This is a genomic window from Algoriphagus hitonicola (assembly GCF_900113375.1).
Classification (GTDB): domain Bacteria; phylum Bacteroidota; class Bacteroidia; order Cytophagales; family Cyclobacteriaceae; genus Algoriphagus; species Algoriphagus hitonicola.
Genome location: NZ_FOPC01000004.1, coordinates 88664 through 111203 on the forward strand (window position 1 = coordinate 88664; position 22540 = coordinate 111203).

The window sequence follows — 22540 nt, forward strand, 5'->3', positions numbered from 1 at the left end:
TAAAGTCAGGTCATTTGATATAGATCAAAAAAATCAAATTTTCTGTAGCACTCCATACTTTAAATTTACATTTCGTCGTTTCTCTTTCCTTTCACCCATTATGGACATCTTTGAATCTCGAATAAACTCATCTGATTTCTCCCAAATTTTTGATTATCAATACCAAACAGCCTTGGCCTGGAGAAACTCCTCCCTCGAGGAAAGAAAAAATCGAATCGTCAAAATCCGCGACTGGGTAAAAACAAATCAAGACGCTATTCGCAAAGCGCTCACCGACGATTTTAACAAACCATCTATCGAAACTGATCTCAGTGAGATTTTTCCTGTGACCTCGGAAATCAATCATGCCCTCAAAAATCTCAAGGCATGGATGAAATCAAAAAAAATCAAAACTCCCCTCTCCATGACTGGGACCAGTGCCTGGATTCAGTACGAACCCAAAGGTAGGGCTTTAATCATTGCTCCCTGGAATTATCCATTCAGCTTAGCCATTGGTCCCTTAATTTCTGCCCTGGCAGCAGGATGTCCTGTCATGCTAAAACCCTCGGAAATGACTCCAGCCACCTCCTTATTAATAGAGGAGATGATTAATACTTGTTTTGACTCAGAAGAGGTCTCCGTAATTTTAGGCGATGCCAAAGTGGCCGAGGGCTTGCTCGCTTTACCTTTTGATCATGTATTCTTTACCGGGAGTCCGCAGATTGGCAAACTCGTGATGAAGCAGGCCGCTAAACACCTCAGTTCAGTTACTCTCGAATTGGGAGGAAAATCCCCAGCCATCATCACTTCCTCAGCAGATATCCAAGACGCTGCGCAAAAAATCATATGGGGAAAATTAATCAACTGCGGGCAAACCTGCGTAGCTCCTGACTATATCCTAATTCATCAATCACAGCATAAGCTCTTGCTCTCTGAATTAAGGCTAGCCATCCAACAATACTATGACCCGCAGTACAAAGGAATAGAACAGTCCCCTGATTATGGACGAATCATCAATGACAGGCATTTTCAGCGCCTGGCCGGATACTTGGATGACGCGATCGAGAAAGGAGCTCAGTTGGAGTTTGGTGGTACCGTTAATCAGCATCACCGCTACATAGAGCCTACCCTACTTTCCAATATAAATGAGTCCATGTCGATCAGTCAGGAGGAGATTTTTGGTCCGCTACTGCCGATTTTGACTTTTGATGATATTCAAGAGGCAATCGACTATGTGAATGGAAAACCCAAACCTCTGTCACTTTATATATTTGATCAGGAAAAAAGCGAGCGGGAGAAAATACTCCTGAGCTGTAGCTCTGGAAATGCCGTCATCAACGACTGTGTCCTGCAATTTCTTCATCATGAATTCCCGTTTGGAGGAGTAAACAACAGTGGTATCGGAAAATCCCACGGATATCACGGTTTTTTGGCTTTTAGTAATGAAAAAGGAGTGCTCAAACAACGCGTAGGCCTTAATAACGTAACGCTATTGAGGCCACCCTATGGGATCAAAACAAAACAAATCATCAACTCCTTAATCAAATGGTTCTGATATGAAGTCAACAAATAGATTTTTCTACCTTTTGCCTGTTTACGTTTTTACCCTTCTTTTTCTTTTTTCCTGTAATAGAGGAGAGGAAATAGATCCCAATGCACCCCTTCCCGCATTGGAACTTTTCGATCAAACCTATGGGCAAGACCCGCGACAATCCTTTGATGTTTATTTGCCTGAAGGGAGAACGAGGGAAAACACCCCACTCCTTATATACATTCATGGGGGAGCTTGGATCGACGGCAGCAAAGATGAATTTCTTCAATTTAAACCCTGGATGGAACAGTCTTTTCCAGACTATGCATTCGTCGCTATCAATTATCGGCTGTATGACTTCAATACGGAAGCCAACTCATTTCCCACTCAGGAGAATGATGTGATACTCGCCATAGAGCAGATCCTAAGCGAATTGGATGAGTGGAATATCTCCGATCAGGTTATCCTCGCAGGAGGTAGTGCGGGTGGACACCTGGCCTTGCTCCATGGCTACAAGCATCAGCCGATCGGAAATATTCAAGGGATCATCGCCTTTTTTCCACCGACTAACTTGTCCACACTTTACGATTTCAACTTTCTGACCGAGTCCGGATTACGAGAGATCCTTGAGGGAACTCCCGAAACCAACCCCGAGCTGTATCAAAGCTCCAGTCCGGTTTCTTATGTGGATGAAAACACCATCCCTACCATCTTCTTCCATGGAACTGTCGATAACGTCGTACCGATTTCTCAAAGTGAAGAACTGGAAGAAAAGCTGATCCAATTCGATGTTGCCCATCGATTTATCACGGTCCCGGGCCAAGGACATGGTTTCGACCCGGATACTTATGTGAATCTGATAGAAGAAGCGGCTCAGTTTATTCGGGAAAACCCATAAAAAAACCCCGCTTTTGCGGGGTACCGAATTTATCAGACTTTTTGTAGTCCCGTAGATTTGGCTTTATACTTTATCGCCTTTACTACTTTTTCCGAGGGTTGAAGCTGGATTTGATCCAGTGACTCTATCGCGCTCAGCATATCCAAATATTCTTGCATCAGATTTTGATCACTATGCAAGGCCTGCATTAAGAGTTCTTGTTCTACCTCCGGCATTTCCTGATAAATATATCTTACCAGGTCATTTGGGGTAAATGGTTTTATCATAGGCAAAGTTTAATTGTTTCATTTTCTTTCTTAAATGTATCAGCGCGTATCGCATCCTGCCTAGGGCGGTATTGATACTCACGCCGGTCTGATCGGCGATTTCCTGAAAACTCATATCCATATAGTGCCTCATAATGAGCACCTGCTTTTGAGCTTCGGGAAGCTCCTCGATCAATCTTTTTACCAGTTCGATACCCTCTTCTCTCACCTGCTTGTCCTCGACATTTTCATCGGCAAACTGGAGGGAATTGAAGATACTCGATCCATCTTCCATCATGATGGTGGGATACCTTCTTGCTTTTCTGAAATGATCGATCGCCAAATTGTGCGCGATCCGCATCAGCCAAGGTTTGAATTTCCCCTCCTCATTGTATTTGTCTGAGTTCAGCGTATGAACTACCTTGACAAATACATCCTGCAAAAGGTCTTCTGCAAGACTTTGCTCTTTCACAATCAGAAAGATGGTGGTATATACTTTAGACTTATACCGATCTACCAAAAGATCGAAGGCAGCTTCACTGCCGTTCCTATACTGAGCTATCAACTCGCCGTCCTCGGGACCTATTCGCTTACTCATTTAGATTTGGTTTATGAACAACGTAAAAGTCTAAGCCATAGTATTTTTTTAGTGTGAGAGATATGAAACAATTTTAAAATTATCATTTTGAATGAATTGAAGCAAAGAAACTCAGCGCATTTTTTCATAGAAAAATTAATATGACCCAGAATTAAAATAAAATTTGGAAAATCATGGCAAGACCAACGAAAAATCGCTGAAGCCTAAATTTCTTGCTTTGAATTTGCAAAAACATTTATAATTATTCCCCCAGTATGGAAGCATTTGGGATTTCCATTCGGGGATTTAGCTCTTCATTGCTTACCTTCGTTATTCAAATTAATCAGTGAAATAAAAATGGAATTGAGCGGAAAAGTAATTCAAAAACTGCCCGAAGTAGGTGGAAATTCAAAAAACGGAAATGCTTGGAGAAAGCAGGAGTTTATCCTAGAAACTCCCGGACAATATCCCAAAAAAGTCTGTGTAGCTCTATGGGGTGACAAGATCGACCAGTTTGGACTACAGGTCGGTGAGCAGGTCAATCTCAGCGTGGATGTAGAGAGCCGAGAATACAATGGACGATGGTACACCGAGGTCAAAGCCTATCGGGCGGACCGAAGCAACGGTGGATCAACTGGAACCGCATCAGCACCTGAAGTAGATACCTTTCATGCAGACAGCGAAGAAGATCAATTACCTTTTTAACTAGACCAAAAACCTTTTTGAGATGTGGGATGATTTTGATGATGAAGACCCCGACTTTGATGAGGAGGGAGATTTTAATTTTGAGAAGGAGCAGGACAAGATCTACAAGCATCCCCTGATGAAAAAGGCCAAAGATATCGTCGGGCTTACCAAGGCGCTCGTGGGCAGCCTGGATGAAGCCCGACGAGAACTTTACGGCTCCATGATGCTGGAGGATGCCGTCTCCTTAAGTTCCAAATTCGTCGCCGCGGAGAGTATTCCTGATTATGTCATCAAAATGGAAAAGGCTGTGCTGATAAAGATTCATGCCAAAAGCCTCTTTTCCATGAGCTATCAACTTGCCCTGGAGGAAACACATGCCGAAGAGCATCTGCAACTCCTCAGAGTATCCATAGAAGATTATCGATTACTTTTTGTAGAATGGGTCAAAGGCTTTGACTCCGCCGAAAAAAACAATGATGGCTGGGGAATTTTTACGGATTAGGCGGACTGCCAAATTGAAAACCCAAATACGCCCCGGCGGACATCAGGAGAATCGTCAAAAAAATTAAGAGCAGGAGCACGTTCAAGGGAATTTCCCAGGGAACACCACTGATTTTGAATCGGATGGGCTTTTTCCAGTTCATGGGTTTCTTATTTTTTAGTAAGTGCCGCTTTCCAGCCTACCTTTGAAAGTTCATCGGCAGAACTCTCCACCTTCTTGCGAAGTGACTCCTTATATTGATCCAGCTTTTTTCCAACCTCCAAGTCAAATGCTCCAACCATAGAAGCGGCCAAAATTCCTGCATTTTTCGCTCCGTTCAGAGCTACTGTTGCCACCGGAATTCCGCCTGGCATCTGAAGGATAGATAAGATACTATCCCAACCGTCAATCGAATTCGAACTCTTGACCGGCACACCAATGACCGGCAAACTGGTCATCGAAGCAACCATTCCAGGAAGGTGGGCAGCACCGCCTGCTCCGGCTATAATTACCCTGAGTCCCCGCTCTCGGGCTGACCGAGCGTAGTCCACCATGCGATCGGGAGTCCGATGGGCCGAAACTACCGTCAATTCAAACCCTACACCCAACTCCTCCAAGATTTCGGCAGCCTCTGCCATAACCGGAAGATCTGACTGGCTTCCCATGATGATTCCTACCTGTGCTATCTGACTCATGATTTGATTTTTATAAGGTCTTTGATTCGATTCGCTCGGCGCTTTAAATTTTCTATTTCTTCATCCAAAATGGTCACATGCCCCATTTTACGAAAGGGTTTGGTGATTTTTTTGCCATAGAGATGAATGTAGACACCATTTTCGGTCATGGCTTCTTCTCTGCCTTCGACTATCGCCTCCCCGGTATAGCCTTCTTCTCCCAGTAAATTGATCATGGCTGCAGGACAGCGCAAGGCTGTATCTCCCAAAGGCCAGTTCATCACAGCCCGCAAATGCTGTTCAAACTGGGAAGTGAAATTAGCTTCGATCGTATGATGCCCGCTGTTGTGAGGTCTTGGAGCGATTTCATTGACGAGGACTTTTCCCTCTTTGGTCACAAACATCTCCACAGCCAAAATACCCACCATATCAAGTTTGAGAATTACCGATTTTGCGATTTCTTGTGCTTCCTTTTCGATTTCAGAACTGATTTCTGCCGGGGCAAAAAGAAACTCCACCAAATTGGCCGTGGGATGAAAGGCACATTCCACGGATGGATATACGCTCAGGTCACCATTTGAATTTCTGGCCACGATAACGGCGATTTCCCGATCAAAATCAATCAGCTTTTCCAATAATCCCGGCGCATCAAATGCATATTCTAAATCTGCTTCCGTACGAATGACCTGAACTCCCCGTCCATCGTATCCGTCTTTGCCCAATTTGTTTACCGCAGGTAAAAAATCCTTTTTGGCAATGACATCGGCTTTATTTTCGGTCAACACAAAATCCGCATTCGGAATGCCAGACTCCTGGTAAAACTTTTTCTGTTCGCGTTTATCTTGGATCAATCGAAGAATATGTGGCTGGGGAAAAACAGACTTTCCTTCAGCTTGTAGCTTTTCAAGAGCCTCTGTATTGACGCTTTCGATCTCCACAGTGATGACATCGCAGCCTTTCCCAAAATTATATACGGTATCAAAATCTTTCAAAGACCCACACACAAAACGCTGTGAAATATCCCGGCAAGGTGCCTGTGGATCCGGATCTAAGATGTGAATATCCTGATTGTAATTAATCGCTGACTGAATCAGCATTCGGCCTAGTTGGCCTCCACCTAATACTCCTAAAATTTTTGATTTCGACTCTTCCATTGCCCCAAAAATAAAACAATCTGCAGGATAATCCCGCAGATTGTTTTGTTTAGCTAGCTCAAACTATAAGCTATGCCCTCCTTATGAATTTTAGCAAAAGCGCAACAACTGCAATTACTAATAAGATATGGATCAAACCCCCAGCACTATACACAAAAAACCCCAAGATCCATCCGATAACTAAGATGACCGCAATTAAATACAATAGTGAGTTCATAATAAAATATGGTTTTAGTGAAACAAAATTCTATATAATATAACAATAATCAGGCGAAACTTAAATTTCATCTGTTTATAATTTGGTTTTCAGTGGTCAGATGGAATCTTCGCATTGATTCCCCGACCCATCGGGGCATCCCTCTGTGTGTCGCTCGCGTCATGCTCGATTTCATGTGTTTATTATTGATTTTCAAAGGTCACCCCGAAAAGCCGGGGCAGGCTATGGAATCACTGCCTATGGCAGGCAGGTCGCATGGTTGCCCCGATAGATCGGGACGTACCAGTGTGTGATGGCCACATCATGCTCGATTTCATCTAAATTTAATCCCCATGAGCTCCATTAACTTGTGCGCATTAAAGCTGGGACAAGCACCTTCTTTGATTTTATAATCAAAGTCAATTTTATCATCAAAAACTGCCGAATGAAAACTGAAGTTTTGTATTCCTTCTATTCGGTTTTCCAAATTAGCCAGCTCAATATCGTGAGTACTGATGATTCCCAGGCCATGCGTTTTTAAAAGCTGTGCAATCAAGGCCTCACTGCCCGCAATCCTGTCTTCGGTATTGGTTCCTTTTAAGATTTCATCCAATAAGAAAAAAATCGGGTTTCCGCTTTCAAGCCGTTCGATCAAGGTTTTAATCCGGCTGAGTTCGGCATAAAAGGAACTGACACTTTCCCCCAAATTATCAGCATTTCGCATACTGGTGTAGAGATCAAATTTTCCTACCCTCACATATTCCCCGAATGGACGCAACCCCAAGTTTACCAAAACCAAGTTGATCCCCAACGTCCTCATAAAAGTCGTTTTTCCACTCATATTTGCCCCGGTCAGCAAGACAACCTTGGCAGGATTTCCCAATTCAAACGAATTGGAAACTGCCTGACTGGGTATTAGCAATGGGTGAGTCAATTCTTTGGCCTCAAAAATATGCTGATCAGAATGGTCCACCTTTCCATTCGCTCCCAATTCATGTTGGAAAAGTCCAAGGGAAATCAATACTTCCCAATAAGCCAATTTCTCCGGATAGGCAGCAAGAAATTTTCCATACCCATTTTTCCACTTTACCCAGCGAACATAGAGCAAAAGATCCGTCCAAAAGATCAAATTTACCGGTAGATAAAGCAAGTTCAGCCGGTTTTGGATCCATAATCCCAATCGATCCAATCCGACCAAATGCTCCGAGGCCATGCTGGATTCCTGCTTAAATACGGATTGCTCTTTTTGCAAGAAGGGAGATTGAAAAGTCTCTCTTTCTATTAATTGTACCCATTGCACAAAAGTCTTCAGCGTTTGTCGATTGGGGATTTTTTCCGCCGCTGTTTTGAGAGATTTGAATACCATCCCCAGAAAGAATAAACCAACCAAAACCCATAGGCCGAGAATGGCAGTTGGAATTAAGCCCAAATAGACCAAGACCAAAATGGATACTCCCCCGATCAATCCGATCCAGCCCAAAATCTGCAAATAGGGTTTGGGGTTTTCTTTCTCTTTGAGCCATTCAGTCCATGCTGTTTTCTCCTGCTCTGGGTCAAAAAATGCCTTCCCAACCGCCTCCATGCTTTTTAAGAATAAGGGCTTATTTGCCAACTCATCAACAGCATCTCTGAGTTCAGCTTTTTCAGGGATATTTAAGGATGCCTTCATGGCTTCTGCCAGAATCTCCTTCCCCTTTTTGGAGCTGCAGTGATTCAGCAATTGAAAAAGGGAATGCTCTCCAAACAGATCCAGATCATTGGCAAATGGATGGTTTTTTCCCCGGAAATCTTTTCCTTCATCCAGCTGATCAAGTTGGCGGTCTTTTCGCCAGATAGATTCAACTTTCATCTGCTGAAGCGCAAGATTGATGGATTCTTGATCCTTGATAAAGTTAAATTGACGAACGGACCAAACGAAGCCAGCTCCAAAACCTATAAGGAGAAAAATCCACCATCCGGAATGCGAAAAAAACAAAACCAGAGTGGCGATCAACCCTAAAAAAAGCACTAAACGAATCAAAGAAAATAACCCTGCTTGACGTTTAAGCGTAGAAATCTGATTTTGAAGGTCTTCCTCCGAAAAATTGAATTTATTCATCCTCAAATATACAGATTGAAAAGATGAATGGGAATTTCGGGTAATTCCCTTAAATTTACTCAACGAACAAGCTCCTTTAAATCATAGATTTACAGAGAGATGGCAAAAGAAAAAAAGAATTTTAAAGTAAAATCCGAAGATTTTTGGGAGAAAACTCCACAGTCAACGGGAATGGGTATATTTCCTGAGGGTAGTAATTTGACCCAGAATATCGGTTGTGCATCCGATTCAAAAACAAAGAAAGCCAAGTCAAAAAATCAATAATCTACTTTTAATTCAAAAATCATGAAAAAGTCTTTCAATTTATTCTTCGTATTGGGTCTTTTTACCTTAATTATTTCAAGCTGTGGTTCAGACCCTACTGATGAGCTCCCCGAGCCCGATCTTTCAGTAATTGACGATGATGTTCAGATCAACCGGACCTTTGAGGATTTGGATAATTACACCCTTACCGTTTTGGAAGAAAATGGCCTGGGCGCCAGAATCTTCAAATCACAGTTGGATGAAATCTGTGAGGGAGTGGACATCACCATAGACCAAGAAAATCGCCGGATTGTTATTGACTTTGGAGAAAGCTGCATCAATTCCGAAGGAATCGAACGAAAAGGTGTCGTAACCTTGGAATACAGCGGAAACTTCCTGTTTCCCGGTGCTACTGTCCTGACCACCTTTGAGGGCTATGAAGTAGATGGACTCCAAATCGAAGGTACTCGATCCATCGTCAATAGCGGAGTCGATCTGGCTAATAATCAGATTAACTTAGCCGTCACGGTCGAGAACGGTGTGATCACTTGGCCTGATGGAAGCTCTGCCACTTATGAATCCGATCAGATCCGAGAAGTACGACTAGGAAGTGAAGGATATGAAATCAACATCACAGGTACTGCTTCTGGCACTTCACGGACAGGGATTTCTTATACTTCGCTGGTAGAAACGGCCTTGGAAGTGAATCAACCTTGTGTAGAGTCAGGAGTTTGGATCCCAAGTGCTGGAGTTTTGGTTTTCAATTATGAAAATAGTACGGTTTCCGCAGATTTTGGTACTGGGGACTGTGACCGTACCCTCATACTAACCTATCCTGGAGGCAGCCAGGAAATCACGGTGGATTAAATACTCCCAAATAACGGTTAATCAAACGATTAGCCGTTTTTTGTTAATAGAAGAATCGAAGAGGTTTTTTCTATTAGCAATACGAATCGAATTTTAATTGGTTGCTAGTTTGTAAAGCTTCGAGATAACACATGTAGAAGATTCCCAAAGGAGTATTAATACTGCGACTTAAATGTTTACTTCTTTAGTAAACTTATTTTCATGTCTTAGAGTTTAGAATGGAGGTAGCCTTTAAGACATAAGAATTGGAACGGTTATATGTTACTTCCTTGAGCGAACTCAGAGGAAAACAGAAATTCTCAAGGGAGGTGATCAAGCAGTACCAAGCGAAGGTTAGGATTTTGACTTTGATCGAAAAACTAAAAGACCTCTATCAAATCAGGTCTCTGAACTTCGAGGCTCTATCTGGAAATAGAAAAGGCCAGTTTTCCATACGGTTAAACAAACAGTTTCGGCTTATCATCATTGAAGTGGAGGACGAATTGATAGAAATAGAAATTATCGAAATATCGAAGCATTATGAGTAACAAAAGAATAGTAGCAAGTGACTTGGTTCCAGGATCAGTAATGCATCCGGGAGAGCTTCTGAAAGAGGAGCTGCATGCAAGGAATATGAAACAAATCGATTTGGCTAAGATTTTGGGCATTGCCAAAAATGTGATGTCTGAGATTATCAATGGCAGGCGCAATCTGACTCCTGAACTGGCAGTTAGATTGGAACAAGCACTAGAGATTAAGGCAGAGTTCTGGATGAAATATCAAATGGCCTATGAGATTGACAAAATCAGAATCAAGAACAAAAAAGCAATACAAAAGGCCAATATTTCCCAGAAAGCAAAAGAGCTACTGGCCTCGACCTGAGAGTTATGCCTTTTTTCGAATGGTTAAATGATGACACTACATTCTCTGGCTCTTTCTTTTTAAAAATGCCCGAAAAGCAGCAATTCTCAGAAAGGAACAGGGAAGGTATACGATCTGGAAATTAATCCTGATCCTAAATCAAATATGGCCAGAATTAACTTCAAAAGTGTGCTTCTTTTGTACCCTTACATTTATAACTTAATGATAATCAATAAACTTTACTTTCTGTATCGAAAAATGAACCATGAAGCGTAAGTTAATCCAAGGGTATCCTTATATAAGCTATTCAAGGCCACAGATCAGCGGCGATGAATCAATCGAAAAGTCTAATGACTTTTACCATGACCTTAGCCATAGAAGGACGGTTAGAGAATTTAGTACCCGTCCCATTCCAGAAGAAGTCATTACCAATCTGATCAAAACTGCCGGTTCTGCGCCTTCTGGCGCAAATAAACAACCGTGGACATTCTGTGTAGTTACCAATCCGCTTATCAAAAAGCAAATCAGAATTGCAGCTGAGGCAGAGGAAAAAGTGAATTATGCTTCTCGCATGTCATCCACTTGGATTCAGGATTTGAAGCATTTGGGTACGGATTGGGAAAAGCCCTTTTTAGAAGAAGCTCCAGCCTTGCTTGTCGTTTTCAAACAATCCTATGGAATCAAGGATGGGCAAAAAATCCAGCATTATTACGTGTCAGAGTCCGTCGGGATAGCCTGTGGATTTTTGATCGCTGCTATTCATCAAGCAGGTTTAGTCACTGTGACCCATACCCCAAGTCCCATGAATTTTTTGGCCAGTATATTGGACCGTCCAGACTTTGAGAAACCATTTCTTCTACTTCCAATAGGATTTGCAAAAGAAGAAACGCTAGTACCAGATATTGTAAAAAAGCCCTTAGAGGATATTTTGGTCCATTATTGAACAAAAAAAGAGGCTGTCTCAAATGTGAAGTTTGGCACGCTGAGCACTTGAGAGACGAGAGTCTCGAAATCGAAGGGTCAGGCTGACATTTTAGCGATTTATGGGACAGCCACTTTTATTTCTTAAGCAAAACATCGTTTAGCTAACCTGATGAACCACTCGCTGAGGAAATGGCATTTCGATGTCATTTTTCTCAAACTCTTCATTGATTTTTTCCATTCCGTCAAAATACAAAGGCCAGAGATCAGCCGCATTAGCCCATACTCTCACGACGAGGTCTAGCGAACTTTCACCAAAATTATTAAGAAAAACTACAGGTTCAGGATCTTTAAGTGCTCGATCATCATTTTCGAACACTCCCAAAATAATCTCCCGGGCCTTTTTAATATCGGTCCCATAAGCCACCCCAACATTGAAATCGGCTCTTCGAGTGGATTGGGTACTCATATTGACCACGTCAGAATTTGCCAAACTCCCATTGGGAATAATGATTTCCTTATTGTCAAAGGTGTTGAGGTGAGTATAGAGGATATCTATTTTTTTTACCACTCCAGTATGATTTTGAGCTTCGATGACATCATTGACTTGAAAGGGCTTGAACAGAAGGATCAAAACCCCACCCGCAAAATTGGATAGGGATCCCTGTAAAGCCAAACCAATCGCCAAACCTGCGGCCCCCAAAATGGCCAAGAAGGAAGACACCGGAACGCCCAATATCGTAGCAACTCCAATAACCAGTGATACGAATAGCAATACATTCACTAATCCGATCAGAAAATTATTCAGCGAGGGATTATCCTCTCTTTTGTTTAGTACCTTGGAGAATCCGGATACTAATTTTTTGACAATAAACTTACCAACAATGTAAAATAGTATAGCATAAATCAAACTGGGCACAATTTCTCCTGCCAGTTCAACTGCTTTTCTAATTAACGCATCCGCCATTTCTGGTGAAATTTCCATAGTTATATATTTTTTGTGATAGATTAAGGTGTCTCTCAGAACGTGATGACTAGCTGCCATCGAAAAGCCCAAAACCAACGAATCGAATATGAATCGATACTAGCCTGAGTAAGGATTCTCTCCCAATCTTGCTTCGAAAAGCTTCTCAATACTGAAACCGGCGCATCATGCTGGACCATCTTCGAATGGCTAAATAGCCGTGTCAGCCATTTGATGCTTTGATAGGCCAAAGGATGTCGATGCAAATCGTTAATAACGATTCCTAAACGGGCTTTTTGTCGAAATGCAGTCAAAAGATCAACTAATTCACCATCCGTAAAATGATGGGTAAAAAGCGTACAGGTCAAAACATCAACTTTTTCAGTAAGAAACTCCTCCGAAAATACATTCTGCACTAGCCAACGAACGGGAGTTTTTTCATTTAACCTAACCGATGCCATCTCAATAATGTTCCGATTGGCGTCGATTCCGCTAAAATCAATGTTGATCTGATTTTTTTTTGCCCAGTCATGCATGACCTGGATCATATCTCCTCCACCGCAGCCAATATCCGCTACCTGATAAGCTGACTGCGGGTATTGTTTAAAAAGTTTCGCCAGTCCATCGGTGGTAACTTTATTCCCGCCTAGCCATCTGTTGATTGTTTTGAGTTCCCGCAAAGTTTGCGCTAATTCGATGCCTGAGCAGTTCAGGTCATCCATCAGTTCCTTTTGCCGGCTGCGCCGGGAAAAATCATTCATGACTTCTCAAGCAGTAAGGTTTCTAAGGTCAAGCCGGGCCCAAAACCCATGGCTAAAATATCTCCGTCAATCTTCGGATCCTCCATCATCCGAGCTAGGACAAACAAGATTGTTGCCGAAGACATATTTCCAAAATTACGCAACACCTCTAAAGCGTGGCCATTGACGGATGGATCCAAGCCAAACGCTTCCTGGACTTTATGCAAAATTTGCTTTCCCCCTGGATGAATCGCAAAATTTTTGACTTTGGATAAACTAAACCGCTGCTCAAATATTCCTTTCAGCTGATGAATTCCGCCTTCGAGCAAAGCAGGAATGTACTTGGTCAGCCGCATTTCAAATCCAAAATCTCCAATAGACCAAGCCATATCGTTTACGCCTTGTCTGAGAACCTGACTGAGATAAGATTTAATTTTGAATCCTTCTGTAGCCCCAGTGATCAATGCGGCTGCGGCTCCGTCTCCAAACAGGGAATTGGCCAAAATATGATCTTCAAGATATTCTTTTTGGAAATGCAGTGTGCACAGCTCCACGCAGACGAGTAAGACCTTTGCTTCCGGCTCAGAACGTACAATTTTATCTGCCAATTTGATGCCGGTGAAGGCGGCATAGCATCCCATAAAATGAAGACAATATCGCTCCACCGAGTCAGATAATTGAAGCGAATCCATCAACTCCAGTTCCACTCCCGGAGCGGTCATGCCAGTACAGGATACTAAGATGAGATGGGTGATTTCACTTGGATCTGTTCCTGATTTTTGGAGGCATTCCAAAGCCGCTTCCACGCCTAGTTTCGATGCATTATCCTCAAATACCCGCATCCGGGCTTTGGTACTGGGAAATGGCTCCAAGGCTTCATTGCTTGGAAAAAATAGAAAATCCCTGGTGTCCACCTTGTCAAAATCCGTCAGGACACTGTAGCGGGTATCGATCCCGGATTTCCGATAGAGAAAATTCAACTTGCGCCCCTCAACTTCATCCAGCCCATGAGCCTGCTTCATAAATCCAGCGATAGCGTGTTGAGGAATCGGTTTTCCTGGATTTGCCAGGCCAATACTGATTATGCTGGAATTCATCTGATCAAGTTAAGAGATTATTTCTAAATTAGAAGGATAGGAGATAAACCACCCCAAAGCAAGAAGGTTATTAATTCAATTTAATTAAAACTATGATCACCCGCTCCAGCCTAAAGCACCTTCGGATTCCTTTTTCCATATTTCTTCTTCCGGTATTTCTCTTTGCTTTGGCTTTTACGGCCAATTTTGATGAAATTCGGATTTTGCTCGTTTTCATCATTTTGCATTTATTTTTATACCCCTCGAGCAATGGCTATAACAGCTACTTTGATAAGGATGAAAAAAGTATCGGTGGGATAAAAAATCCTCCCAAGGTCACGCCCGACCTTTACTGGTTATCCCTGGTGTTTTTTGCAATTTCCCTGGGAATGGCCTTAAAAATAAGTCTTGAATTTTCTACGATGATTTTGGTTTATGGTCTAGTCAGTATGGCCTATAGTCATCCTAAAATTCGATTAAAAAAATATCCATGGCTGAGTTGGATCGTGGCGGGATTATTTCAAGGTTATTTCACCTTTGCCATGGCATATGCCGGCTTGAGCGACTTTGGATGGGAGGTCTTTTTTAAAGCCCATGTCCTCATTCCTGGAATGCTGACTTCCCTGATGCTTTGGGCTAATTATCCGCTGACTCAAGTCTATCAGCATGAAGAAGATGCTAAAAGAAATGATCTGACCCTAAGCCGAAAATTGGGGATTCAAGGCACTTTTGCATTTTCTGCTTTCTTTTTTCTGCTTACTGCCGCTGGATTTGCCTGGTTTTTTCTGAGCAGAGATCAAGAATATATTCTTTGGGTTTATTTAGCAGCCATGCTTCCCATCGTACTGTATTTTATGATTTGGTTTTATTTCGTCCGAAAAAACCCCGAAAAATACGCCAATTACTCCTGGACGATGGGGATGAATACCATATCAGCTTTGCTGCTAAACGGATTTTTTATCTATTATTTCCTGGAAAATACCCAGATCATGCAAGCCATAGGGGTAAATTAAAAAGGAATCCCATGCGTATTTTTTATGATTTTGTAGGCTAAAAAGGGACTTTTGTCCAATATATGAAAGGCCAGCCGGGAGGAAAAAGGAGAGCCAAAGAGCTTTTGGGTCCAGCGTCCGACCCAAAGTCTTCGCCTAAACTCCCGATCCCAATTGACTCGATAAATCCGCTCCACTTCAGCACGGCTTCTTCCTTTCTGAATGGCTTCGGCAGCTAGCTTACCTGCATGAATAGCCATCGCCATCCCGTTGCCGCACAGGGGAGTGATCAATCCAGCCGAATCTCCTGCCATCAGCAGATGGTCTTCAACCGGATTTTTCGGTTCAAAATTTATTTCATTGATGACCTCAGGCCTTTCTAAAAGAAAATAACTTTCGTTGAAAATAGCCTTTAAGAGCGGGTTTTTCCACAGGATTTCCTGCTCCATTTTTTCGATAGACCCAAAGTGTCTGAGCTGTTCCCGGCTTCCCAAGTAACACAAATTAAACTTTTGATCTTCGATCGCATTTACCCCGCAGTAGCCTCCTTCAAAATTATGTAAGGCCACGACTTTGTGGTCCAAATTTGCCTTGATATGATATTTTACGCCGATATAGGGACTTCGTTTTTGGATAAAAGACCGATTGAGCACCTTGTCTATTTTGGAGCGCTTTCCATGCGCTGCGACGACAAAATCGCCTTGAACTCGATGTCCACTCGCTAACTCCAGTTCAAAAAGATCTTCTTTGGGGTCAAATTTCACCTCGATTACGTTGGCTCGCTCGATGATCTCGACTCCAAATGCCCGGGCTCTATCTACCAACCACTGATCCAGTACGAACCTGCTGATACCAAATCCACCAAGATCAAGTTTCAACTGGGTACGATTTCCCAGTGTATCCGAAAACTCAAAATTCTCGATGCCAGGGGAATCAACATGCTTGGGAAATAGTCCTTCCCGCTTGAGAAAACCAATTACCTCATTGGAAATATATTCTCCACAGACCCGATGAAAAGGATAGTGTTTTTTTTCGAACAAGGAGACCTCATGTCCGGATTTGGCCAGTAAGCTCGCACTAATCAGGCCCGAAAGTCCTCCGCCTATCACTAATACCCTTGTCTTTGCTTGCACAATTTTGCCTTTAATTTGACTACATAACCGCCCATCAAAAATTAAGTTTGAGAAGTGTCTCATCCCAGTTTTTGAAGGTTATTTTAATTCTAAAATAAAACGATTACAAATGAAAAACACACTACCCAAATTTCTTAGGAGATTTACTTTGTTGGTGGGTATTTTTGGAGTCATGTTCTATTCTGAGGACAGTTTTGCCCAACGGAAAAAGAAAAAAGACGCTAAAAATGCCGCTACTACCACCGCTCCTGCCAAACCAGCAAATGGAAAAGGCCCAAAACCCTATAAAGAGGTAATCACGAAGGAAGCAGAATCAAAAGATGGATTATTCAAAGTTCATCAAATTGATGAGAAATACTTCTATGAGATCCCGGATTCTCTCTTTGGACGGGATATGCTTATGGTGACCACCATTGCCAAAACTGCCGATGGAATCGGATATGGTGGTGAACGGACCAATACGCTTATGCTTCGATGGGAAAAGGATGAAGATAATGTTCTTTTGAGAGTCGTATCTGTGGACAACTATGCCCCGGATTCTCTTCCGATCGCCATGGCAGTAAAAAATTCCAATTTAGAGCCTATCCTTCAGCGTTTTGAAGTGAAATCAAAAGCTACGGATTCTACAGGCACTGTCATTGAAGCAACTGATCTTTTTGCTAAAGATGTTCCTGCATTGGGACTTCAGCGAAACAGAAGAACTCAATATAGAGTACAGCGATTGGATGCCGAAAGATCCTATATCGAGCATATCCATACTTACCCCATCAATATCGAAGCTCGATATGTGATGACTTACGCGGCTCAAAACCCACCTTCCAACAGCACAACGGGTTTGATTACCTTGGAGATGAATTCTTCAATGGTTCTTTTGCCAGCAGAGCCTATGATGCAGCGATTATCTGACCGACGTGTAGGTTGGTTTAGCAGATCTTATGTAGACTATGGTGCGGATGCACAAAAAGCCGAGTCCAGAAGATATCTTGATCGATGGAGATTGGAAGTGAAACCTGAGGATATGGAGAAATTCAAGCGCGGCGAATTGGTAGAACCTAAGAAGCAGATTGTCTACTACATCGATCCCGCCACTCCTAAAAAGTGGGTGCCATACCTTAAGCAAGGCGTAGAAGACTGGCAAAAAGCTTTCGAAGCCGCTGGATTTAAAAATGCCATCATTGCCAAAGAAGCTCCAACACCTGAAGAAGATCCAACTTGGAGCCCTGAAGATGCGCGCTACTCTGTCATTCGCTACTTTGCTTCGGATATCCAAAATGCCTATGGGCCACATGTATCTGATCCCCGATCTGGAGAGATCATCGAATCCGATATCGGATGGTATCACAATGTGATGAACTTGCTAAGAAATTGGTATTTCATTCAGACTGCAGCTGTCAATCCAGATGCAAGAAGCGTACAGTTCAAAGATGAAGTAATGGGCCGATTGATCCGTTTTGTATCTGCTCACGAAGTAGGACATACCTTGGGACTGCCACATAACTTCGCTTCCTCTAATGCTTATCCGGTGGAGAAACTACGCGATGCAGAATTCACCAAAGAAATGGGTACAGCCCCATCTATTATGGACTATGCCCGATTCAACTACGTCGCTCAGCCTGAAGACGAAGGTGTCAGCTTAATGCCGGATGTCGGACCGTATGACAAGTACGCCATATCATGGGGCTACCGACCTATTCCAGAAGCCAGCACTCCTGAAGAAGAGCAGGCGATCTTGGATCAGTGGATTATGGAAAAGCAAGGTGATCCAGTCTTCCGATATGGCCGTCAAGGAAACTCTTATGACCCAACTACTCAAAGTGAAGATTTGGGAGACAACTCAATGGAAGCTTCTGAATACGGCATCGCCAACTTGAAGCGAATCATGCCAAACTTGATGGAATGGACTGCTGAAGAAGACAAACCTTTTAAAGATTTCAGTGATTTGGAAGAGATGTACGGACAAGTTCTGGGTCAGTTTAACCGATACATGGGACATGTCAGAACTCACGTAGGTGGAGTAATGGAAGTGTACCGAGCATCCGGACAGGATGAGCCAGTTTACACGCACAATTCCAAAGAAATGCAAAAATCAGCCGTCAGTTTCTTAAACGAAAATCTATTCGCAACTCCAGATTGGTTGATGGATGATCAAATCATCGCAAGAACCGGTGATTTTGGAGCCTTGGAAAGAATCAGAGGACTGCAAGTAGGGGCGCTGAATGGCATTTTAGAATGGGGTAGACTCGGTCGAGTGATCGAAAACGAAGCGATCAACGGCGATGAAGCGTATAACATCAGCGAACTATTCGATGATTTGAGAAGTGGAATCTGGGGTGAGCTTGCCGGAGGACGTGCTATTGATGTTCACCGCAGATCACTTCAAAGAGCCCACATCGAGCGACTAGAATTGATGCTAACCGGAGACGAGCCTAATCTTCCTGCAGCGTTTAGAAGATTTGCTGGTCCTCAGATCAATGCTTCTCAGTCAGATATCAGACCGATCGCAAGAGGAGAATTGAAAACCCTACAGCGACAAATCAACGCCGCTATCGGCCGGACATCAGATCGTATGTCAAAATTGCACTTGGAAGATCTTTCTGAGCGGATTGACATGATTCTAGATCCGCAATAAGTTTAAAAACCAACCTTAAGTATAAAGGCGTCCGAAAGGGCGCCTTTTTTTGTGAGTTCTGAATTGCGTAAATTTACAGGAACAATAAGCCATGAATACACCACATATCATTTTAAAAAGCCACAAACTAAGAGTGACAGACTGTCGCTTGGAGATCATTGAAGAATTTCTCCGAAAACAAGTCGCTTTGGCCCATAGTGACTTGGAGGAAAGTCTAAACAAACAATTTGACCGGGTGACGATTTATCGGACCTTAAATACTTTTTTGGAGCAAGATATTATCCATAAAGTCCTAGACGATAGCGGGTCGACTAAATATGCCCTTTGCTCGCACGAAGATGCCCATGATCATGACCACGAACACGTGCATTTCAAATGTGAAATCTGTGGAGAAACGACTTGTCTGGAAAATATCAGCTTACCGGTGGTAAAACTTCCTGAAGGATTCAGCAAAAGAGAAATGAACCTATTGGTGCAGGGGATTTGTGATAAGTGCCGTTAGACTTCCAGCGGTTCCCGTGTCGGCTTTTGAGTAGGTCCTTGGGTAGGCCAAACGACCCCGGGCGGCAAATCAATATGAGGCGGTTTTTGATTTTCAACCCCACCATCTCCATCATCTCCATTCGGTTTATCCTTTTTTAGGGCGTTCTTGGTCATCATCGCCACAAAGTAGATGACGATCACGTAGGCAAACCCCGCCAGAAAAAGGTTAATCAATAAACTACTCATATTCAAAAATTTTATAAAATATAAGATAATACACTTTTTAAATCAATGAATGTCCTAATTGTTTTCCCGTTAATCCATAATCAATGATTTTTCCCGGCTTGTTTTATCCCAAGGATAGATGGATATTTGCGCTCTGAAAAAGTAAAGTGATGATTGTAAAAACCAAAAAATATCAATTACCGACAGGTACATACATTAAAATGGGACTTGCTACTGTCCTAAAAGAACAGTGGTGGGTTATCCTAATCGCCTTGGCTATTTGCTGCGGTTATTTCTGGATTGCTTCCATTTGGTGGATCATCGGAGCCTTGATCGCCTATGCACTCTATGTGTTGTTTTGGGCGATTCAGTTTACCGGAGTGACTCAAATGGAGCAGAATAAAGTCATCTTCGAAAAATTAGCCTATGAGATTGATTCCCGACAGATATTGATGAAAATCAACACCAAACAAGGGATGCCGGTGCAGTGGAATATGATCAAAAGAGCAGAGGTAAAAAAAGATGCTTTTGTACTCTACATGTCCAAAGCTCAATTTATTCACCTTCCTTTTCGAATCTTTAATTCGGACAATGATCGAAAATTTTTGGAGACGATTCTCAAGCGCAAGGAACTGATGAAATAAGTGTCATTAGGAACAAAAAAAGCCTTCGAAAATTATTTTCGAAGGCTTTTTTAATTTTTTTACTTGGCCAAATTACATCGCTGGAAGAATTACCGTGTCAATTACGTGAACTACACCGTTGTCAGCTTCGATATCCGCAGCTGTTACTGTAGCATCATTGATCATGGCTTTTCCATCCTTCAAAGTCACTGTGATTTCGCCACCTTGTACCGTTTTAGCTTTCTGACCATTTTTCAAATCAGAAGACATGATTTTACCCGGTACTACATGATATGTCAATACTTTCACCAATTGATCTTTGTTCTCAGGCTTCAACAAATTTTCAACAGTTCCTGCTGGCAACTTTGCAAAAGCATCATTGGTAGGTGCAAAAACAGTAAAAGGTCCGTCACCTTTCAAAACGTCCACCAAATCACCTGCTTTAACTGCAGCTACTAGAGTGGAAAGGAATTCGGTGCTTACCGCCAAATCGACGATATCAGCTTCTACTTCGTGTATTTTTTCTGCTCTTGGAGCAAAGGCAGACGCAACAAAAAACATTGCGACCAATAAAAGACTTGTTAATTTTTTCATGACAGTTAAGAGTTTTTTGGTTTATACTATGAGAAACAGCCTCTTAAGCACTTTGTTTAAATATTGGGAAAAATAATTCAACAAAATTTAATAAACTGCCCTCAAACACTGCAAAGGGGGGATTAATTCTCAAAATAAATTTTCCAATTCTTTTTCGAAAGTCCCAAAACGCTCTAGTCTCTAATCAAAAAGTATTCGAGCAGATGCTTGGCTTTTACAGAATTCCTACCTTTGGACATGACAATCAAACTGATCGCAATCGGCAAAACAGACCACCAAGCCATCCAAAGTCTGATCGATGAGTATTCCAAGCGGCTTAATTTTTACATCAGGTTCGACTTGGAACTCATTCCCGATCTCAAAAGCACCAAATCACTCTCTGAAGCCCAACAAAAAGAGAAAGAAGGCGAATTGATTTTAAAAAAGTTACTTCCGGCCGATGAATTAATTCTTTTGGACGAACGAGGCAAAACCTTAAGCTCGATGGAGTTTTCCCAATATCTCCAAAAGAAAATGAATAGCGGGCTGAAGCAGCTCATTTTTGTAATCGGAGGACCCTATGGTTTTTCCGATTCCGTCTACAGCCGTGCCCATGGAAAGCTTTCACTTTCCCAAATGACGTTTTCCCACCAAATGATCCGTCCATTTTTTATTGAACAGCTTTATCGGGCGATGACCATTTTGAAAGGTGAACCCTATCACCATCAGTAGATTAACCAGTATCAGTGAGTAAAAATTTAAAGGAAATGTTTTGCTAATGTTAACAAATTGTTAATTTTATGGTATTCTTATTAACATTCCCTTTACTTAACCATGCGATTTTGTCTTCTACTCACCGTTCTTCTTTGGAGTTTTTGCCTTTCGGCAAAGGCACAGGTAGAAACTGTGGAGTTGAAATTTGAGACAGAAAAGGAAAAAGTCCTTTGGGAAGCCGGAATCGAGCTAAAAGACCCCTATCACTTATTCATGGCTGTCCACGCCGATGAAAATACATCAACTGATTCTTGGGAGAAAGTCCTAAATGCCACCAATAAGAAATTTGAAAAATCCGGAGCAAGTTTGAAACTACTTCGGGCAATATTCGAAAAAAGTCACAAATACCTCTTCAAAACGTATGAGCAGCATTCCAGCTTTAATCAAATGCTGCAAGACGGATATTTTGACTGCGTGAGTGGTTCAGCTACTCTTGCTATGCTACTGGACCAGTATGGTTTTGACTTTGAAGTCATCGAAACCGATTATCATGTGTTTATCATTGCCGAGTTAGGTGGTTCAAAAGTAATTTTGGAAAGCACCCTACCAATCGGAGGCTTGATCACCTCTCCCACAGAAGTGAAAAAATATTTAGCGAATTATCAAGGAGATTCAGGTGATCAAATTCTTTCACTTAATCAGCGATTGGGAGCTCCAGCTATTAATTACTCCGACAATACCATTTTTAGAAAAGTGGATCTTCAGCAGCTCGCCGGTTTGCAATACTATAATGACGCCATCGCTCATTTCAACGAGCAGTCTTATGATATGGCCATTGATCAGTTGGCAAAAGCATACAAGCTATATCCTGCCGATCGGATAGCAGGGCTGAAGGATTTAGCTATTGCCCAAAAGAAGTAATTATTTTTGCCATACAAAAATGGTCTCCATCAATCGACAGAGACCCAAATCTGAAACCCTCACCCCTAAGAGTTCA

27 protein-coding genes are annotated in these 22540 nt (G+C 42.3%); 14 read left to right on the forward strand and 13 right to left on the reverse strand.

Annotation, left to right across the window (positions count from 1 at the left end):
- Positions 1 to 100 precede the first annotated feature (100 nt).
- Together BM043_RS06685 and BM043_RS06690 are read left to right on the forward strand one after the other, a co-directional pair.
- The gene (locus BM043_RS06685) at positions 101 to 1534 is read left to right on the forward strand and encodes an aldehyde dehydrogenase family protein (protein ID WP_092790064.1); all 1434 of its coding nucleotides are present in this window, start codon (positions 101 to 103) and stop codon (positions 1532 to 1534) included.
- Position 1535: 1 nt separating this feature from the next.
- Positions 1536 to 2408, forward strand: coding sequence for an alpha/beta hydrolase (locus tag BM043_RS06690; protein ID WP_092790066.1), 873 nt, complete (start codon positions 1536 to 1538; stop codon positions 2406 to 2408).
- A gap of 32 nt (positions 2409 to 2440) precedes the next feature.
- Here BM043_RS06690 and BM043_RS06695 read toward each other — a convergent pair whose 3' ends face one another.
- Together BM043_RS06695 and BM043_RS06700 are read right to left on the reverse strand one after the other, a co-directional pair.
- Entirely contained in the window at positions 2441 to 2674 is a 234-nt protein-coding gene (locus BM043_RS06695) for a hypothetical protein (RefSeq protein ID WP_092790068.1), read from the reverse strand.
- On the reverse strand, positions 2649 to 3251 hold the full coding sequence (locus BM043_RS06700; protein WP_092790070.1) for an RNA polymerase sigma factor: 603 nt from the start codon (positions 3249 to 3251) through the stop codon (positions 2649 to 2651). Before BM043_RS06700 ends, BM043_RS06695 begins: the two co-directional genes overlap by 26 nt.
- 336 nt (positions 3252 to 3587) lie before the next feature.
- Here BM043_RS06700 and BM043_RS06705 point away from each other — a divergent pair, with 336 nt between their 5' ends.
- Together BM043_RS06705 and BM043_RS06710 are read left to right on the forward strand one after the other, a co-directional pair.
- Positions 3588 to 3935 (forward strand): DUF3127 domain-containing protein, encoded by a 348-nt coding sequence (locus tag BM043_RS06705; RefSeq protein WP_092790072.1) that lies wholly within the window; start codon positions 3588 to 3590, stop codon positions 3933 to 3935.
- A 22-nt stretch (positions 3936 to 3957) separates the two neighbouring features.
- Positions 3958 to 4419, forward strand: coding sequence for a hypothetical protein (locus BM043_RS06710; RefSeq protein ID WP_092790074.1), 462 nt, complete (start codon positions 3958 to 3960; stop codon positions 4417 to 4419).
- Here BM043_RS06710 and BM043_RS19475 read toward each other — a convergent pair.
- The 5 genes from BM043_RS19475 to BM043_RS06725 form a co-directional block, all read right to left on the reverse strand.
- Positions 4409 to 4561 (reverse strand): hypothetical protein, encoded by a 153-nt coding sequence (locus BM043_RS19475; protein ID WP_177188430.1) that lies wholly within the window; start codon positions 4559 to 4561, stop codon positions 4409 to 4411. The two genes, BM043_RS06710 and BM043_RS19475, sit on opposite strands and share 11 nt — an antisense overlap.
- A 7-nt stretch (positions 4562 to 4568) precedes the next feature.
- Positions 4569 to 5093 (reverse strand): 5-(carboxyamino)imidazole ribonucleotide mutase, encoded by a 525-nt coding sequence (gene purE, locus BM043_RS06715; protein WP_092790076.1) that lies wholly within the window; start codon positions 5091 to 5093, stop codon positions 4569 to 4571.
- Positions 5090 to 6226 carry a 5-(carboxyamino)imidazole ribonucleotide synthase gene (locus BM043_RS06720; protein ID WP_092790078.1) on the reverse strand — a complete coding sequence of 379 codons (1137 nt, stop codon included), beginning with the start codon at positions 6224 to 6226 and terminating at the stop codon, positions 5090 to 5092. Before BM043_RS06720 ends, purE begins: the two co-directional genes overlap by 4 nt.
- A 70-nt stretch (positions 6227 to 6296) precedes the next feature.
- Entirely contained in the window at positions 6297 to 6443 is a 147-nt protein-coding gene (locus tag BM043_RS19330; RefSeq protein WP_143189487.1) for a lmo0937 family membrane protein, read from the reverse strand.
- A 313-nt stretch (positions 6444 to 6756) separates the two neighbouring features.
- Positions 6757 to 8520 (reverse strand): MutS-related protein, encoded by a 1764-nt coding sequence (locus BM043_RS06725; RefSeq protein WP_092790080.1) that lies wholly within the window; start codon positions 8518 to 8520, stop codon positions 6757 to 6759.
- 285 nt (positions 8521 to 8805) lie between these two features.
- On the opposite strand from BM043_RS06725, the gene BM043_RS06730 reads away from it, so the two are divergent.
- The 4 genes from BM043_RS06730 (at position 8806) to BM043_RS06745 (ending at position 11413) form a co-directional block, all read left to right on the forward strand.
- Positions 8806 to 9630, forward strand: coding sequence for a hypothetical protein (locus BM043_RS06730; protein WP_092790082.1), 825 nt, complete (start codon positions 8806 to 8808; stop codon positions 9628 to 9630).
- Positions 9631 to 9899: 269 nt separating this feature from the next.
- Positions 9900 to 10157, forward strand: coding sequence for a type II toxin-antitoxin system RelE/ParE family toxin (locus BM043_RS06735; protein WP_177188431.1), 258 nt, complete (start codon positions 9900 to 9902; stop codon positions 10155 to 10157).
- Positions 10150 to 10491, forward strand: coding sequence for a HigA family addiction module antitoxin (locus BM043_RS06740; protein WP_092790086.1), 342 nt, complete (start codon positions 10150 to 10152; stop codon positions 10489 to 10491). The genes BM043_RS06735 and BM043_RS06740 overlap by 8 nt, the downstream gene beginning before the upstream one ends.
- A 244-nt stretch (positions 10492 to 10735) precedes the next feature.
- The gene (locus tag BM043_RS06745; protein ID WP_092790088.1) at positions 10736 to 11413 is read left to right on the forward strand and encodes a nitroreductase family protein; all 678 of its coding nucleotides are present in this window, start codon (positions 10736 to 10738) and stop codon (positions 11411 to 11413) included.
- A gap of 138 nt (positions 11414 to 11551) precedes the next feature.
- Here BM043_RS06745 and BM043_RS06750 read toward each other — a convergent pair whose 3' ends face one another.
- Genes BM043_RS06750 through BM043_RS06760 form a run of 3 tightly spaced genes read right to left on the reverse strand, consistent with a single transcriptional unit; the run spans position 11552 to position 14192 of the window.
- A complete protein-coding gene (locus tag BM043_RS06750; protein ID WP_092790485.1) occupies positions 11552 to 12376 on the reverse strand; it encodes a mechanosensitive ion channel family protein in 825 nt (274 codons plus the stop codon).
- Between the two features lie 35 nt (positions 12377 to 12411).
- On the reverse strand, positions 12412 to 13116 hold the full coding sequence (locus BM043_RS06755; protein WP_092790090.1) for a methyltransferase domain-containing protein: 705 nt from the start codon (positions 13114 to 13116) through the stop codon (positions 12412 to 12414).
- Positions 13113 to 14192, reverse strand: coding sequence for a type III polyketide synthase (locus tag BM043_RS06760; protein WP_092790091.1), 1080 nt, complete (start codon positions 14190 to 14192; stop codon positions 13113 to 13115). The genes BM043_RS06755 and BM043_RS06760 overlap by 4 nt, the downstream gene beginning before the upstream one ends.
- Before the next feature lie 92 nt (positions 14193 to 14284).
- Here BM043_RS06760 and BM043_RS06765 point away from each other — a divergent pair, with 92 nt between their 5' ends.
- Positions 14285 to 15184: a UbiA family prenyltransferase gene (locus BM043_RS06765; RefSeq protein WP_092790093.1), complete on the forward strand. Its 900-nt coding sequence runs from the start codon at positions 14285 to 14287 to the stop codon at positions 15182 to 15184.
- On the opposite strand, the gene BM043_RS06770 is transcribed toward BM043_RS06765, so the two are convergent.
- A complete protein-coding gene (locus BM043_RS06770) occupies positions 15181 to 16296 on the reverse strand; it encodes an NAD(P)/FAD-dependent oxidoreductase (RefSeq protein ID WP_245752976.1) in 1116 nt (371 codons plus the stop codon). The two genes, BM043_RS06765 and BM043_RS06770, sit on opposite strands and share 4 nt — an antisense overlap.
- A 109-nt stretch (positions 16297 to 16405) precedes the next feature.
- Here BM043_RS06770 and BM043_RS06775 point away from each other — a divergent pair, with 109 nt between their 5' ends.
- Positions 16406 to 18925, forward strand: a complete 2520-nt coding sequence (locus tag BM043_RS06775) for a zinc-dependent metalloprotease (RefSeq protein ID WP_092790096.1) — start codon at positions 16406 to 16408, stop codon at positions 18923 to 18925.
- 91 nt (positions 18926 to 19016) lie between these two features.
- Entirely contained in the window at positions 19017 to 19427 is a 411-nt protein-coding gene (locus BM043_RS06780; RefSeq protein WP_092790098.1) for a Fur family transcriptional regulator, read from the forward strand.
- Here BM043_RS06780 and BM043_RS06785 read toward each other — a convergent pair.
- Entirely contained in the window at positions 19424 to 19654 is a 231-nt protein-coding gene (locus BM043_RS06785; protein WP_092790100.1) for a hypothetical protein, read from the reverse strand. The two genes, BM043_RS06780 and BM043_RS06785, sit on opposite strands and share 4 nt — an antisense overlap.
- A gap of 149 nt (positions 19655 to 19803) precedes the next feature.
- Here BM043_RS06785 and BM043_RS06790 point away from each other — a divergent pair, with 149 nt between their 5' ends.
- Entirely contained in the window at positions 19804 to 20277 is a 474-nt protein-coding gene (locus BM043_RS06790) for a YcxB family protein (RefSeq protein ID WP_092790102.1), read from the forward strand.
- A gap of 72 nt (positions 20278 to 20349) precedes the next feature.
- On the opposite strand, the gene BM043_RS06795 is transcribed toward BM043_RS06790, so the two are convergent.
- Positions 20350 to 20850, reverse strand: a complete 501-nt coding sequence (locus BM043_RS06795) for a fasciclin domain-containing protein (protein WP_092790104.1) — start codon at positions 20848 to 20850, stop codon at positions 20350 to 20352.
- 237 nt (positions 20851 to 21087) lie between these two features.
- Between BM043_RS06795 and rlmH the strand changes: the two genes are divergently transcribed.
- Both rlmH and BM043_RS06805 read left to right on the forward strand, forming a co-directional pair.
- Positions 21088 to 21561: a 23S rRNA (pseudouridine(1915)-N(3))-methyltransferase RlmH gene (gene rlmH / locus BM043_RS06800; RefSeq protein ID WP_092790106.1), complete on the forward strand. Its 474-nt coding sequence runs from the start codon at positions 21088 to 21090 to the stop codon at positions 21559 to 21561.
- Positions 21562 to 21663: 102 nt separating this feature from the next.
- Positions 21664 to 22464, forward strand: a complete 801-nt coding sequence (locus BM043_RS06805) for a hypothetical protein (RefSeq protein WP_092790108.1) — start codon at positions 21664 to 21666, stop codon at positions 22462 to 22464.
- Positions 22465 to 22540: the final 76 nt, after the last annotated feature.

Excerpts from the sequence above, each read along its gene's own strand:
- BM043_RS06795 (WP_092790104.1), bottom strand. The coding sequence starts at position 20,850 with ATGAAAAAATTAACAAGTCTTTTATTGGTCGCAATGTTTTTTGTTGCG.
- BM043_RS06725 (WP_092790080.1), bottom strand. The coding sequence starts at position 8,520 with ATGAATAAATTCAATTTTTCGGAGGAAGACCTTCAAAATCAGATTTCT.
- BM043_RS06705 (WP_092790072.1), top strand. The coding sequence starts at position 3,588 with ATGGAATTGAGCGGAAAAGTAATTCAAAAACTGCCCGAAGTAGGTGGA.
- BM043_RS06760 (WP_092790091.1), bottom strand. The coding sequence starts at position 14,192 with ATGAATTCCAGCATAATCAGTATTGGCCTGGCAAATCCAGGAAAACCG.
- BM043_RS06750 (WP_092790485.1), bottom strand. The coding sequence starts at position 12,376 with ATGGAAATTTCACCAGAAATGGCGGATGCGTTAATTAGAAAAGCAGTT.
- BM043_RS06775 (WP_092790096.1), top strand. The coding sequence starts at position 16,406 with ATGAAAAACACACTACCCAAATTTCTTAGGAGATTTACTTTGTTGGTG.
- BM043_RS06790 (WP_092790102.1), top strand. The coding sequence starts at position 19,804 with ATGATTGTAAAAACCAAAAAATATCAATTACCGACAGGTACATACATT.
- purE (WP_092790076.1), bottom strand. The coding sequence starts at position 5,093 with ATGAGTCAGATAGCACAGGTAGGAATCATCATGGGAAGCCAGTCAGAT.
- BM043_RS06720 (WP_092790078.1), bottom strand. The coding sequence starts at position 6,226 with ATGGAAGAGTCGAAATCAAAAATTTTAGGAGTATTAGGTGGAGGCCAA.
- BM043_RS06745 (WP_092790088.1), top strand. The coding sequence starts at position 10,736 with ATGAAGCGTAAGTTAATCCAAGGGTATCCTTATATAAGCTATTCAAGG.
- BM043_RS06695 (WP_092790068.1), bottom strand. The coding sequence starts at position 2,674 with ATGATAAAACCATTTACCCCAAATGACCTGGTAAGATATATTTATCAG.
- BM043_RS06700 (WP_092790070.1), bottom strand. The coding sequence starts at position 3,251 with ATGAGTAAGCGAATAGGTCCCGAGGACGGCGAGTTGATAGCTCAGTAT.
- BM043_RS06765 (WP_092790093.1), top strand. The coding sequence starts at position 14,285 with ATGATCACCCGCTCCAGCCTAAAGCACCTTCGGATTCCTTTTTCCATA.
- BM043_RS19330 (WP_143189487.1), bottom strand. The coding sequence starts at position 6,443 with ATGAACTCACTATTGTATTTAATTGCGGTCATCTTAGTTATCGGATGG.
- BM043_RS19475 (WP_177188430.1), bottom strand. The coding sequence starts at position 4,561 with ATGAACTGGAAAAAGCCCATCCGATTCAAAATCAGTGGTGTTCCCTGG.
- BM043_RS06730 (WP_092790082.1), top strand. The coding sequence starts at position 8,806 with ATGAAAAAGTCTTTCAATTTATTCTTCGTATTGGGTCTTTTTACCTTA.
- BM043_RS06690 (WP_092790066.1), top strand. The coding sequence starts at position 1,536 with ATGAAGTCAACAAATAGATTTTTCTACCTTTTGCCTGTTTACGTTTTT.
- BM043_RS06710 (WP_092790074.1), top strand. The coding sequence starts at position 3,958 with ATGTGGGATGATTTTGATGATGAAGACCCCGACTTTGATGAGGAGGGA.
- BM043_RS06740 (WP_092790086.1), top strand. The coding sequence starts at position 10,150 with ATGAGTAACAAAAGAATAGTAGCAAGTGACTTGGTTCCAGGATCAGTA.
- BM043_RS06785 (WP_092790100.1), bottom strand. The coding sequence starts at position 19,654 with ATGAGTAGTTTATTGATTAACCTTTTTCTGGCGGGGTTTGCCTACGTG.
- BM043_RS06685 (WP_092790064.1), top strand. The coding sequence starts at position 101 with ATGGACATCTTTGAATCTCGAATAAACTCATCTGATTTCTCCCAAATT.
- BM043_RS06805 (WP_092790108.1), top strand. The coding sequence starts at position 21,664 with ATGCGATTTTGTCTTCTACTCACCGTTCTTCTTTGGAGTTTTTGCCTT.
- BM043_RS06780 (WP_092790098.1), top strand. The coding sequence starts at position 19,017 with ATGAATACACCACATATCATTTTAAAAAGCCACAAACTAAGAGTGACA.
- rlmH (WP_092790106.1), top strand. The coding sequence starts at position 21,088 with ATGACAATCAAACTGATCGCAATCGGCAAAACAGACCACCAAGCCATC.
- BM043_RS06755 (WP_092790090.1), bottom strand. The coding sequence starts at position 13,116 with ATGAATGATTTTTCCCGGCGCAGCCGGCAAAAGGAACTGATGGATGAC.